We start from the raw sequence: 12,367 nt of genomic DNA, 5'->3' as shown, positions 1-12,367 counted from the left end.
GTTTGTCAGACTTGGCGTGCAGCGCCCGTATTCGGCGCTCGCCAGCCATAAAGCCAGTCGAGATCGCCGGCGAGGCGTTGCGGCGGACGCAGCGCCAGAACGAGGTTGCGCCCCAAGGCCAGTGGACCGGAAGCATGCCAGGCAAGATGGTTGAGCGCGCCGCGCCGCGCGACCTTGGCAATGCGCGGTTTGCGCTGGTGTTCCCAATTCGTCAACGCATGGGCGATGTCAGCCGAACCCATGGCAATGCAGGCAGCGAGAGTGGCGGCGTCTTCAATCGCCATGCCTGCGCCCTGTGCCGCAAAAGGTGTCATGGCATGTGCCGCATCGCCGATTAAAGCGACGCCTTGTGGTAGTGTCCATGCCGATTTCTGGTCAACGGCATGCAGAGGCCAGGCCAACCAGGTTCCCGCCTCGGCAATCAGCTTCGCCAAGGCAGGAGCGGCACCCTTGAGCGCTCCAGTCAGGATCGCCGGATCGGCATGGCCGGACCAGTCCTCGGCGATACGCTCGCCCGCTGTAAACGCGACAAGATTGATGGCCTCACCTGCGCTGACCGGATAGGCAATGAGATGAAAACCGGAATGCAGGAAAGCGGTGACGCAGCCCGCTGCGCCTGCGGAGGCAAAGGTCCTGCCTGCCGGACTGTCTGCGGCAACGGTGACACGCCAGGCGAGTTCGCCGGTGAAACGGCTCTTGCCGGCAAGGCCGGGCAACTGTCTTACCTTGGACCAAACACCATCGGCACCGACCAAGAGCGAGCCGTCAGGCTGGATTTCGGTGCCATCATGATCGAAGGCGCTGAGAATGCTTTTTCCGCTGATGCTGACATCTTTAAGCGTCGCGCCGGTAACGAGCCGAATGCCCGCGCTTGCAGCCACTTGCGCCAGCAGGGCCGCCTGCACGTCGGCGCGATGGGCCGTGAGATAAGGTGCTCGCCAGCGCTGTTCGGCAAGGGCACCGAGCGGTATGCGCGCGCGCTCCCTCAAGCTCGACGCGTCCTTCAACACGACGGCTTCGGGCTTGACTGCCCTCGGTAAGAGCCGGTCCAGCACGCCCAGTTCCGCCAGGACGTGCGTCGCATTGGGTGAAAGCTGGATGCCGGCGCCCACGGTTTCGAGGCGAGCTGCCTGTTCGTACACCTCGACGGCGAAACCACGCTGGGCAAAGGCGAGTGCTGCCGTCAGTCCGGCAATACCGCCGCCCGCGATCACGACCGGGCGGGATCGCGCATCCATCGTCATCGCCGGGTGACAAGAAAGCTCAGGCGGCGCGGTCGACGTAGAGGCAGCCAGCCGGAACGGTTTCGGTCGCTTTCAGCTTCGCCGAATAGCGATAGAGGGTCGAGCAATAAGGGCAGACCTTCTCGTCGTCGCTGCCGAGGTCGAGGAAAACATGGGGATGATCGAAGGGCGGGTTGGCGCCGACACACATAAATTCGCGTACGCCGATCTCGATCACCGGGTGGCCCGCATCGTTCTGGAAATGGGGAATGGAACCGCCGGCCATCATAGTCTCCTTCAGCGCGTACGACATGCGTTTGAAGCATAACTGTGTTCTTTGCAAGTTCGATGAAATGAAACTGTCGCAAAACCCTGTCACAGGATAAATTGAGCCGGTTAACCGGTGTGACTCGCTGGAGAGAAAGGCGAATATGAACGAGCTCAAGCCGGTCCAGGCCGACTTCATCAATATCGAAACGGCAGGTGTCGATGGTGGCAACCCCGACCGGTTCGTCAATCGCGAGTTTTCCTGGCTGCAATTCAATCGTCGAGTGCTGGAGGAATCGCTCAACGCGAACCATCCGCTGCTCGAACGGGTCCGTTTCCTGTCGATTTCCGCCGCCAATCTGGACGAGTTCTTCATGGTGCGCGTTGCCGGCCTTGCGGGCCAGGTGCGCGAAGGCATCGCTCTGAAAAGCCCGGACGGCCGCACACCGGAACAGCAGCTCGAGCAGCTGCTGCGCGAAGTGGAACGCCTGCAGGAGGACCAGCAGAAGAGCCTGTCGGCGCTCATGGCGCTGCTCAACAAGGAAGGAATCGAAACCATCGCCGGCGATGCGTTGAGCAAGGATGAGCGCGCCTGGCTGGAAGAGCATTTCCAGGAACAGGTCTTCCCGGTGTTGACGCCGCTGTCGATCGACCCGGCACACCCGTTTCCATTCATTCCCAATCTCGGTTTTTCAATTGCGCTGCAGCTCAGGCATCGCAAGAACGGCGAAACGATGAGCGCGCTTCTGCGCCTGCCGCAAGCTCTAAAACGCTACATTCGCCTGCCGGATCGCAAGGGCCATGTGCGCTTCATTCCGCTTGAGGCGGTGGTCGGCCTCTATATCGGCAAGCTCTTCCCGGGCTATGAAGTTACCGGTTCCGGCACGTTCCGCATCATTCGCGACAGCGATATCGAGGTCGAAGAGGAGTCCGAAGATCTCGTACGGCTCTTCGAGACGGCGTTGAAGCGCCGCCGCCGCGGTTCGGTGATCCGTATCGAGTTCGACAATTCGATGCCTGGGGAACTGCGTGAGTTCGTCGCCGGCGAACTGGGCGTTTCGTCGAGCCGCATCAGCGTTTTGACCGGTCCGCTGGCACTCAGCCAGATTTCCGAAATTGTCTCCGTCGCGCGCGACGACCTGAAATTCGTGCCCTACAATCCGCGCTTTCCGGAACGCATCCGCGAGCATGGCGGCGACTGTTTCGCGGCCATCCGCGAGAAGGACATTGTCGTCCACCATCCGTACGAATCATTCGACGTGGTGGTGCAGTTCCTGCGTCAGGCTGCGGCTGATCCGGAAGTCGTGGCGATCAAGCAGACGCTTTATCGCACCTCCAATGACAGCCCGATCGTGCGCGCACTGGCCGATGCCGCGGAAGCCGGAAAGTCGGTGACTGCGCTGGTCGAACTGAAGGCGCGTTTCGACGAGGAAGCCAACATCCGCTGGGCCCGCGATCTCGAGCGTGCAGGGGTCCAGGTCGTGTTCGGTTTCCTGGAATTGAAGACCCACGCCAAGATGTCGTTGGTGGTGCGGCGCGAAGATGGCCGGTTGCGCAACTACGTGCATCTCGGCACCGGCAACTATCATCCCATCACGGCGCGCATCTATACGGATCTCTCCTTCTTCACCACCGACGCCCGCATCGCCCGCGACGTGGCGCAGATCTTCAATTTCATCACCGGCTATGCCGAGCCGACCGGCGAGATGCGTCTCGCATTGTCGCCCTATACGCTGCGAAGCCGCATCCTCGATCACATCAAGGAAGAAATCGAACACGCACGCAACGGCAAGCCAGCGCGCATCTGGATGAAGATGAACGCGCTGGTGGACCCGACAATCATCGATGCGCTCTACGATGCCAGCCGTGCCGGGGTCGAAATCGATCTTGTCGTGCGCGGCATTTGTTGTTTGAGGCCGCAGGTTCCTGGGCTTTCCGAAAACATCCGCGTGAAGTCGATCGTCGGCCGTTTCCTGGAGCACAGTCGAATCTACTGCTTTGGCAAGGGACACGGACTGCCGTCGGACGAAGCCATCGTCTACATCTCATCGGCCGACCTGATGCCGCGCAATCTCGACCGTCGCGTCGAGTGCATGGTGCCGATCACCAATCCGACTGTGCATGAACAGATTCTTGGCCAGATCATGCTGGGCAACATCATGGACAACCAGCAAAGTTTCGAAGTATTGGCCGATGGTACCTCGCGGCGGCTTGTGCCTGACGAGGGTGAAGAGCCGTTCAACGCGCAGGAATATTTCATGACCAATCCGAGCCTGTCTGGACGGGGTGACGCTTTGAAATCCCATGCGCCCAAACGCATTGCTCAGTTCAAGCGTCGCAAGAAAGACCTGGCCGGATGATGGCCGCTTCCCAGGGGCGGCTGCAGGATCGTCGCCCACTGTCGATCATCGATATTGGTTCGAACTCGATCCGCCTTGTCATTTACGAGGGGCTGGCACGTTCTCCAACGGTGCTGTTCAACGAGAAGATGCTGGCCGGTCTTGGCCGGGGCATCGTTTCCACCGGCAAGCTGGATCCCGAAGCCGTTACGCGCTCGATGGAGGAATTCCGCCGTTTCCGGGCGCTGTCGGAACAGGCCGGTGCGGAACGCATGTATGTGCTGGCCACCGCCGCCGCACGCGAGGCCATCAACGGCCCGGATTTCATCCATCGCGCGGAGCAGGTTCTGGGCACTGAAGTCCACGTACTGAGCGGGCGCCAGGAAGCTTATTATTCGGCGCTCGGCGTCATTTCCGGCTTTCATCCTGCCAACGGTATCGCAGGCGACTTGGGTGGTGGCAGCTTGGAGCTGGTCGACATCAACGGCGAGGCCATCGGGGACGGCATCACGCTGCCGCTCGGCGGTCTGCGCCTGCAGGACATGGCCAAGAATTCGCTGGCGCAAGCCACTCGTATCGCCAAAACGCAATTGGCCAAGGCAAAGCCGCTCAAGGGCGGGCAGGGCAGGGCTTTCTATGCAGTCGGCGGCACCTGGCGAAATCTGGCGCGTCTTCATATGGAGATGAACAACTATCCGCTCGGTGTCATGCACCATTACGAGATTGGCACCGAAAGCGCTTCAACCTTTCTCAAGCAGGTCGCAAAAGGCGATGTCGAAAAGGTGAAGGGCATCGAGGGCGTATCGAAGGCCCGCCGGTCGTTGCTTCCCTATGGCGCCGTGGTGCTGCAGGAAATCCTCAATGTCATGCAGCCGTCGAAGATCGTGGTTTCGGCGATCGGCGTGCGCGAAGGCTATCTATATTCTCTATTGGACGAGATCGAGCGCAAGGCTGACCCGCTGATCTCGGCTGCCGAGGAACTGGCGCGGCTGCGCTCACGCTCGGTCACCCATGCGCATGAACTGGTTGACTGGACCGGGAAGTCGTTCGAAGCGTTCGGGATCGATGAGACGCCCGACGAGGCGCGTTATCGCCGGGCAGCCTGCCTGCTGGCCGATATCGGCTGGCGAGCGCATCCCGAATATCGCGGACGACAGTCGCTCAACATCATCGCGCATGCCTCCTTCATCGGCGTCGATCATCCCGGCCGCGCGTTTCTGGCGCTGGCGAATGCCTATCGCCACGATGGCGTGTTCAATGAGAACATCGCGCCGGAGATCAAGGCACTGGCGACGCCGCGCTATCTGGAACGGGCGCGTATCCTTTCGGCGATGATGCGGGTTGTCTATTTGCTCACCGCGTCCATGCCGGGGGTTATGCCTCGTCTGCGCTGGGAAAGTCGGGGTAACGGCGCATTGGCGCTGGTTATTCCCGCGGATCTCGCCGGTCTTTACGGCGAGCGCCCGGCCGGACGGCTGGCGCAACTGGCCAAGATCACCAATCGCCGCCTGTTCCTCTCCGTGGATGGAGGCCCAAGCGTCGGAGCCAAGTGATGGCTTCAGCGTCGCCAGCCGTCGATGGATAACGCCCCTGCACCGGCTGCTGCCAGGGCGATGAAACCACCCGCGATAGCGATGTCCTTCATCAGCATCTGCCTGTGAAGGAAAGCGAGCGCCGGATCGGCGGCGCCTTGACCATAGTGACCAAGATAGCCCGCGACGAGGCAAAATGCAGCGAGCAGGAGGGCGGCGATCCGGGTCTGGAAGCCGACCAGAACGGCAAGCCCGGCGATCAGTTCGAACAGGCCGACAGTCCATGCGGAAAGATGGGGCAAAGGCAGGCCCAGGCCTGCGAAGTAGCCGGTGGCGCCGCTGATGTCGCCAAGCGTCTGGATGCCAGCCGGCACGAACAGAGCCGCCAGCAGGAGCCGAGCCAGGAGCAGCAAAAGATTTACCGGCATTGAACGCCACGCATCCAAAAACTCCCGTCCAATGCAGAGTATATTGGCCCGAGCATCCACGCCAGAAACGAAAAAGGCGCGGAGTTCATCCGCGCCTTGGTCTCTTGTCAGCCAGATCGATCAGCCGCGACGGCCGTCGATCGAGTAGGCACCGGCGCCAACCAGTGCGAGCAGCAGCAAGCCGCCGGTGATGCCGAGGTTCTTCTGCAGCATCAGCGGATTCAGGGGCTGCGAGAAATCGAGATGTGCGACTGCCGTGGCACCCAGAACGAAAACGGCCAGCACGATCGCGGCGATGCGCGTCTGGAAACCGATCAGGATAGCCAGACCACCGAGGAGTTCGACCAGGCCGACCACGATGGCGGTAACGGACGGGACCGGCAGGCCAACGCTACCGAAGAAGCCAGCGGTGCCGGCAAGGTCGGTCAGCTTTGCGTAGCCGGCAAGGATGAAGAGAATCGACAGGAGAATGCGACTGGCGAGAATGACACCGGAAGCATTCGAGCTAGCGCCGTAACCGGCGGATGAGTTGACGGACAATGTACCCTCCAATGGCAAGCGCCCCCCCGGGGAGCGCAACACAATGAAGGTAACGCAGTTTCAGCGTTCACTAAATACGATTGTCCGGCAACACATCGTTCACAGGTTGATCACGTCACCGGTCTCATCCCGGGTGCGTCATGTCTTCCGGCTTGACCAGACGATCGAAGTCGGCGTCGCTGACATAACCGCCGCCAACGGCTTCTTCGCGCAGTGTCGTGCCGTTCTTGTGCGCGGTCTTGGCGATCTTGGCTGCATTGTCGTAACCGATCGTCGGCGCCAGAGCGGTGACCAGCATCAGCGAGCGCTCCAGAGCCGCCTTGATGTTGTCTTCACGGGCTTCGATGCCGACGACACAATTGTCGGTGAAGGAGACTGCCGCGTCGGACAACAACTGGACTGACTGCAGGAAATTGTAGGCCATCAGCGGGTTGTAGACGTTAAGCTCGAAATGACCCTGGCTGCCGGCAAAGGTGAGAGCGGCATTGTTGCCGAACACCTGCACGCACACCTGGGTCAGTGCCTCGCACTGGGTCGGGTTGACCTTTCCGGGCATGATCGAGGAGCCTGGCTCATTTTCCGGCAGCGAAAGCTCGCCGAGACCCGAGCGCGGGCCCGAGCCGAGGAAACGGATGTCGTTGGCGATCTTGAACAGAGCGGCAGCCGTCGCGTTGATGGCGCCATGCGAGAACACCATGGAATCGTGCGCTGCGAGCGCCTCGAACTTGTTCGGTGCCGAGGTGAAGGCGATGCCGGTTATCTTGGCAATGTTTTCCGCGACTTTCTCGGCGAAACCGATCGGAGCGTTGAGGCCGGTGCCGACCGCTGTGCCGCCTTGCGCCAGTTCCTGCAGTCCAGGCAGCGTCAGTTCGATGCGCTTGATCGAGGATGCCACCTGAGCGGCGTAGCCGCCGAACTCCTGACCGAGCGTAAGGGGGGTGGCGTCCTGCGTGTGCGTGCGACCGATCTTGACGATGTGGTCGAAGGCCTTCGCCTTGGCTTCGAGTGCGGCATGCAGATGTTTCAGAGCCGGCAGCAGATCATGCACGATGCGCTCGGCGCAAGCGATGTGCATGGCCGTCGGATAAGTGTCGTTGGACGACTGGCTCATATTGACGTGGTCGTTCGGATGCACCGGCTTCTTGGAGCCCATGGTGCCGCCGAGCAATTCGATCGCCCGGTTGGAGATAACCTCATTGGCGTTCATGTTGGACTGCGTGCCCGAGCCCGTCTGCCAGACGACGAGCGGGAAATGGTCGTTCAGCTTGCCGTCGATCACTTCCTGTGCAGCCTGAATGATGGTCTTGCCGAGTGCCGGGTCGAGCCTACCGAGCTCCATGTTGGCTTCCGCAGCGGCGCGCTTGACGATACCGAGCGCGCGAACCACGGAAAGCGGCTGCTTTTCCCAGCCGATCTTGAAATTGCCGAGCGAACGCTGCGCCTGTGCACCCCAGTAACGATCGTTGGCCACCTCGATCGGGCCGAACGTATCGGTTTCGGTTCTGGTCTTCTCAGCGCTCACGGCCTCACTCCAATCTGATGCGGTGGCAAGGGCCTATCGCGTTGCACAAAACGCTTCAAGCGGAGATTGCGCAGCGTCGCGAACCAAATCGGTTGAAGGCAACGGGGCTGCTGCCTAACGGAGCAGCGATCGTGAAGTGGGCGAGAGCCACAGCGTTTCGATGGTTCTTGCGAAGACGAAACGCCGGCTGCTGAACTGGCTCCATGGGTCCGGCATGACCGGTGGGATGTCGGATTGCCTGTTCAGGCCAATGATGGAGACAAAGACGTTCTTGTTCTCGCGCACCGGCAGGCGAGGGAAAGTGTTCTCGGCAGGCTCGGTGACGTAAGCGCCGAGAAGGCAAGCGGACGCCTCTCTCAGAGCGGGTGCAGCCAGCGTCCGGTAGGAGGCCGCGAAATCGGCTTCAGCTCCTGGTTCGAGATGGTGGATTTCGATGCTGACGGAGGCCAGCAGGCGCTCGGACGCGGGATTTGTTGCCCCCGTGTCGTCGGTAGCCTGCCTGGAAACGAGGGGTCGTTTTAAGCCGCCCAGATCGAATCCGGATCCTGGCCAAGCTGGTTTCAGCAACAGGACATCATCCGAAGAGATCATGGTGGCGTTGGCCTGGTCTTTGTAACGTGCCCAGATCGGTCCGCCATAAAACGCTCCCAGGCTCTGTCGCCGTGCGTCCATCGAGGAAAAGCCGCGTAGCCACACGAATGTGTCGGGCCTGCCGAGGTCGCGGAATTGTCCGATGATCTTGGTGCCGGTTGCTTCCTGGGTCTCAATGAACTCGCGGTCGAACAATTCGATCAAGGTTTCGCGCTGGCCAGGGATCAATGCGTAGCGTCGCAACTCGACGACGGAAATATCCATGGCCGAGCCGGAAGCGGGCAGTGCGGTATCAAGGGCCGTCACGTGCAACTCCAAAACAGGGTGATCATCCTGTTTATAAACAAACCGGTTGCCCTGTTTTGTCAACCTGATACTTGTGTCGCCGTGATCACCTCCTGACAGTCCGTGTGCTTCATGTGGAATGGCTGAACCGGGGCAAGGATCGATCAACGAAAGGGCGATCGCCAATGCCGTCTGAACGCCAGAAACGCACAAACGATCCGGAAGGCATGCGCCAGCGCGTGCTCGACAAAACTGCGGAATTTTTCCAGACGAGAGGCTTCCACGCCACGAGCCTGGGTGACGTGATGACTGCTTCCGGTGTCAGCGGCGGCGCGCTGCACCATCATTTTCCAACGAAGAAGGCGCTTGCGCTGGCGGTGATCGAAGAACGCGTCGCCAAGGTGGTGCGCCGCACCTGGATGGAGCCGCTGCAGAACGCAGTTTCGGCGCGTGATGGCGTCAGGCTGGTCTTCGCTGCCGTCGCGGACAGGCTGGAGCGGCAAGGTTTCGTGCGGGGCTGTCCGCTCAACAACCTGGCGCATGAGCTGTCCCTGGCCGATCCGGATTTCCGAGCCGTTCTCGCCGGTATCTTTGAAGAGTGGCGAAACGCGATCGCCGACAAGATGCGGGCCGACCAGCAAGCCGGGCGTGAGATCGACGTTGATCCCGAGCGGTTCGCTGCTAGCGTCGTCGCGCTCTATTCGGGTGCCATGTCCATGGCAAAAACCGCGCAGGATTCCAGTCTGTTACGGCTGTGCGCGAGAGAGCTGGGCGAGAGTGGGAGGGACATGCTGAATTAGGCCTCCAAGGCCGATCGGCTGCCATCCTCGATCTGGAGGTGCGCGGCGGTAGGTGCAGCCGGCCGTGTTGGAAAGCTTGCAATGTCATTGCCATCTTTCACAGCCATCAGCACGAAACACCGATCTATAAAAAGCACGGACTCGATAGCAGAAAGCCGGAGGCAGCCCATATGGTCGGCTTCGCGTGGCCAACAACCATCTTCGGCATGGATGTGGTGCTCGGCGATGCGAGCGGCGACGGTGCGGGAAAAATCGCCAATGCAGACCAACGCTGGAAAATCTGAAGTCTGCCCTGTCAGCGCTCGGGATGCGCGCTAGATAGCGCAGCGATGCGGGGCGTCGATTTTTCCAGGAGCAGAGACATGACGATTACTGTTTCCGCGCGCCCGCTCGCGGGCAAGGTGGCTCTTGTCACCGGTGCTTCTTCCGGAATCGGCGAAGCGACGGCGCTGGCGCTCTCCATGGCCGGAGCTGACGTTGCGATCGTGGCCCGCAGGGCGGAGCGGTTGAAGGCGCTGGCGGAGCGCATCGAGAAGGCAGGTGGCAAGGTGTTTGCCATCGAGGCTGACATCGCCCGTGCGAACAGTGCCCAGGGCCTCGTCAACGACGTGCTGGCGCATGGCAAGCGGTTGGACATCATTGTCAACAATGCCGGCGTCATGCTTCTGTCGCCTGTCTCTGAAGCACATTCGGAGGATTGGCGGCAGATGATCGAAGTCAATCTGGTTGCGCTGATGGAGTTGACGCGGGCAGCTCTTCCTCATCTCAAGGAGAGCAAAGGCCACATCGTCAACGTGTCGTCGGTGGCAGGCCGTGTCGCCAATCCGGGCGCGGCAGGCTACGCGGCAACCAAGTTCGGTGTCGTTGCCTTTTCGGAAGCACTGCGCCGGGAAGTGTACGCCGACAAGGTACGCGTTACGGTGATCGAGCCGGGCATGGTCGAAACAGAACTCGGCGATCACATCACCAATCCCGGCATGAAGGCCAATCTCGAGCAGCGCCGGGCAGCAATGGAGCCGTTGCAGTCGGAAGATATCGCCGCAGCCGTGCTCTTTGCGGTGACACAGCCGCCACGCGTCAACGTCAACGAGATCCTGATCCGTCCGACTGACCAGGAACGCTGAGCCGGAGCGACCGCGCAGGGGCGGATAGGAAAGGTATCCGGGTGTTGCAGTTGGAGTGACTTTCTCTCCTTCAGTGCAGCTGTGCGGCAGTTCCCAGGTGGCGTAGCTTGTCCGGGTTGCGCACGATATAGATCGCGCAGATCTCGCCATTCTCGATTTTCAGTGCCGTGGTCTGCAACGTGTCGCCGCCTTCGATGGTGACGAATCCCGGCAGCCCGTTGATGAAGCAATAACGACGAAGCTCCGATCCGGTCGTTGCAAAGATCGAAACAAGGGCGTGGTGTACGCTCATCACCGCTTCGACACCAACGATCGGCTGCTCACTGGCTGGTTTCCGGCCGCCGCCGTCCGACTGCGCCACCACATCGGCGGCCAGCAGTGATCTTAGCCGGCGCATGTCACCTTGGCGTGAGGCTTGGAAAAACGCCATGGCGATCTCCAGGCCTTGCTTGCCGGACATTTCGAAGCGTGGCCGTGCCGCCCTCACATGTATGCGGGCGCGGGTCGCCAATTGCCGGCAGGCAGCGATATCCCTGCCGATGGTTTCTGCGACTTCGTCGAAGTCTGCTCCGAAGACATCGTGAAGCAGGAAGGCGGCGGGGGGGGGGGGGGGGGGGGGGGGGGGGGGGGGGGGGGCGCCCGCGGGGGGGGGGGGGGGGGGGGGGGGGGGGGGGCGGGGGGGGCGGCGGGGGGGGGGGGGGGGGGGGGGGAGGGCCCGCCCGGCTGGGGTGGTCCGGCCGCTGGCGCGTGCCCCCCCCCCCCCCCCCCCCCGCCGGCGGGGGGGGGGGGCGGGGGCCCCCCCCCCCCCCCCCCCGCCAACATCAAGGGCAAGGTAATGTCATCGATGTCGCCAGAAACGTCTGCCACCAGCGGTTCCGGCAGCCATGGGCCTACATAGGTCTCGCGTCGCCGGTGTGCGGATTTGAGCAGATCAAGGCTGAGACGCGTGACGATGCGGCGAAGATAGGCTTCCGGCTCCCGCACCGCGGCGCGGTCCACAGCCAGCCAGCGCAGAAAGGTCTCCTGGACCACATCCTCGGCATCAGCGACGGAGCCCAGCATACGATAGGCGATGCGAGCGAGTTTTGCGCGTTGCGAATTGAACGACGCGGCAGCATCCTCCTCCGGAGCGGATGCCATCAGGCAGCCTGACGGGCCGGCGAGGGCGCTTCGCTGAGGCGGAAGCCGATGCCCAATCTGTTGAAGCCGTTTACGGCGACGATCAGCAAGGTCAACCGCACCTGTTCCTCTTCGTTGAATTCGGCTTTCAGTGCCGCATAGACATCATCGGGTGCGTGTGTTTCGGAGACAAGAGTGAGTGTGTCGGTCCAGCCGAGCGCGGCGCGTTCCCGTGCATTGAACAACGGGGAAGCCCGCCAGGCATCCAGGAGGTAAAGCCGCTCTTCGGTTTCGCCGTGAGCACGGGCGACGCGCGTGTGTAGCCCAAGGTTCATGGCGCAGCCATTGATCTGCGAGGCACGCACCTTGACCAGATCCATGAGCGACGGCTCCAGGCCGGTCTCGGTGATGGCCGTACCGAAATCAGTCAGCAGCTTGATGAGGTCCGGCGCTGCGGCGAAGGGGTTCAGTCTGGGTTGCATGGTTCGTCCTTTCAGTTTCGAGGCATTCCCGAAACCAGGACGAGGCAGCGGTGGCGTCGCGTGACATCCGCCGAAAATTTTCTACCGCCGGCTCTTGCCCACTTCTGTGTTCAAC

At 61.6% G+C, this 12,367-nt stretch carries 11 protein-coding genes and 2 pseudogenes; 4 read left to right on the top strand and 9 right to left on the bottom strand.

The window, feature by feature from the left end; genetic code table 11:
- Positions 1–5 precede the first annotated feature (5 nt).
- Positions 6–1,238 (bottom strand): FAD-dependent monooxygenase, encoded by a 1,233-nt coding sequence (locus tag L4923_RS03035; protein WP_239361938.1) that lies wholly within the window; start codon positions 1,236–1,238, stop codon positions 6–8.
- A gap of 25 nt (positions 1,239–1,263) precedes the next feature.
- Complete coding sequence (locus tag L4923_RS03030; RefSeq protein WP_239361937.1) at positions 1,264–1,509, bottom strand: zinc-finger domain-containing protein; 246 nt, start codon at positions 1,507–1,509, stop codon at positions 1,264–1,266.
- Positions 1,510–1,654: 145 nt separating this feature from the next.
- On the opposite strand from L4923_RS03030, the gene L4923_RS03025 reads away from it, so the two are divergent.
- Positions 1,655–3,850, top strand: a complete 2,196-nt coding sequence (locus L4923_RS03025) for an RNA degradosome polyphosphate kinase (RefSeq protein WP_239361936.1) — start codon at positions 1,655–1,657, stop codon at positions 3,848–3,850.
- Complete coding sequence (ppx, locus tag L4923_RS03020; protein WP_239361935.1) at positions 3,847–5,382, top strand: exopolyphosphatase; 1,536 nt, start codon at positions 3,847–3,849, stop codon at positions 5,380–5,382. The genes L4923_RS03025 and ppx overlap by 4 nt, the downstream gene beginning before the upstream one ends.
- A gap of 5 nt (positions 5,383–5,387) precedes the next feature.
- On the opposite strand, the gene L4923_RS03015 is transcribed toward ppx, so the two are convergent.
- From L4923_RS03015 to L4923_RS03000, 4 genes are all read right to left on the bottom strand, one after another.
- Complete coding sequence (locus L4923_RS03015) at positions 5,388–5,789, bottom strand: DoxX family protein (protein WP_239361934.1); 402 nt, start codon at positions 5,787–5,789, stop codon at positions 5,388–5,390.
- 120 nt (positions 5,790–5,909) lie between these two features.
- On the bottom strand, positions 5,910–6,329 hold the full coding sequence (locus L4923_RS03010; RefSeq protein ID WP_239361933.1) for a DoxX family protein: 420 nt from the start codon (positions 6,327–6,329) through the stop codon (positions 5,910–5,912).
- A 124-nt stretch (positions 6,330–6,453) separates the two neighbouring features.
- Positions 6,454–7,851 (bottom strand): class II fumarate hydratase, encoded by a 1,398-nt coding sequence (gene fumC, locus L4923_RS03005; protein WP_239361932.1) that lies wholly within the window; start codon positions 7,849–7,851, stop codon positions 6,454–6,456.
- Positions 7,852–7,965: 114 nt separating this feature from the next.
- Complete coding sequence (locus L4923_RS03000) at positions 7,966–8,748, bottom strand: NIPSNAP family protein (protein WP_239361931.1); 783 nt, start codon at positions 8,746–8,748, stop codon at positions 7,966–7,968.
- Positions 8,749–8,912: 164 nt separating this feature from the next.
- On the opposite strand from L4923_RS03000, the gene L4923_RS02995 reads away from it, so the two are divergent.
- Together L4923_RS02995 and L4923_RS02990 are read left to right on the top strand one after the other, a co-directional pair.
- Positions 8,913–9,527 (top strand): TetR/AcrR family transcriptional regulator, encoded by a 615-nt coding sequence (locus L4923_RS02995; RefSeq protein WP_239361929.1) that lies wholly within the window; start codon positions 8,913–8,915, stop codon positions 9,525–9,527.
- A 362-nt stretch (positions 9,528–9,889) separates the two neighbouring features.
- The gene (locus L4923_RS02990; protein WP_239361927.1) at positions 9,890–10,651 is read left to right on the top strand and encodes an SDR family NAD(P)-dependent oxidoreductase; all 762 of its coding nucleotides are present in this window, start codon (positions 9,890–9,892) and stop codon (positions 10,649–10,651) included.
- 70 nt (positions 10,652–10,721) lie between these two features.
- Here the strand turns inward: L4923_RS02990 and L4923_RS02985 are convergent.
- The 3 genes and pseudogenes from L4923_RS02985 to L4923_RS02975 form a co-directional block, all read right to left on the bottom strand.
- A pseudogene (locus L4923_RS02985) lies at positions 10,722–11,261 on the bottom strand (sigma-70 family RNA polymerase sigma factor family protein); the annotation flags it as partial.
- A gap of 105 nt (positions 11,262–11,366) precedes the next feature.
- Positions 11,367–11,791, bottom strand: a pseudogene (locus L4923_RS02980) (sigma factor); the annotation flags it as partial.
- Positions 11,791–12,252 carry a carboxymuconolactone decarboxylase family protein gene (locus L4923_RS02975; protein WP_239361926.1) on the bottom strand — a complete coding sequence of 154 codons (462 nt, stop codon included), beginning with the start codon at positions 12,250–12,252 and terminating at the stop codon, positions 11,791–11,793. The gene L4923_RS02975 and the pseudogene L4923_RS02980, both read right to left, overlap by 1 nt.
- Positions 12,253–12,367: the final 115 nt, after the last annotated feature.

It is taken from the genome of Terribium retamae, from assembly GCF_022347545.1.
Classification (GTDB): Bacteria; Pseudomonadota; Alphaproteobacteria; order Rhizobiales; family Rhizobiaceae; genus Mesorhizobium; species Mesorhizobium retamae.
The sequence above is the reverse complement of the archived record's forward strand: the minus strand, read 5'-3'. Positions and strand labels throughout refer to the sequence as shown.

Bases quoted from the DNA above. Each gene is read 5' to 3' on its own strand.
- L4923_RS02990 (WP_239361927.1), top strand. From the start codon at position 9,890: ATGACGATTACTGTTTCCGCGCGCCCGCTCGCGGGCAAGGTGGCTCTT.
- L4923_RS02975 (WP_239361926.1), bottom strand. From the start codon at position 12,252: ATGCAACCCAGACTGAACCCCTTCGCCGCAGCGCCGGACCTCATCAAG.
- L4923_RS03015 (WP_239361934.1), bottom strand. From the start codon at position 5,789: ATGCCGGTAAATCTTTTGCTGCTCCTGGCTCGGCTCCTGCTGGCGGCT.
- ppx (WP_239361935.1), top strand. From the start codon at position 3,847: ATGATGGCCGCTTCCCAGGGGCGGCTGCAGGATCGTCGCCCACTGTCG.
- L4923_RS02995 (WP_239361929.1), top strand. From the start codon at position 8,913: ATGCCGTCTGAACGCCAGAAACGCACAAACGATCCGGAAGGCATGCGC.
- L4923_RS03025 (WP_239361936.1), top strand. From the start codon at position 1,655: ATGAACGAGCTCAAGCCGGTCCAGGCCGACTTCATCAATATCGAAACG.
- L4923_RS03035 (WP_239361938.1), bottom strand. From the start codon at position 1,238: ATGGATGCGCGATCCCGCCCGGTCGTGATCGCGGGCGGCGGTATTGCC.
- L4923_RS03030 (WP_239361937.1), bottom strand. From the start codon at position 1,509: ATGGCCGGCGGTTCCATTCCCCATTTCCAGAACGATGCGGGCCACCCG.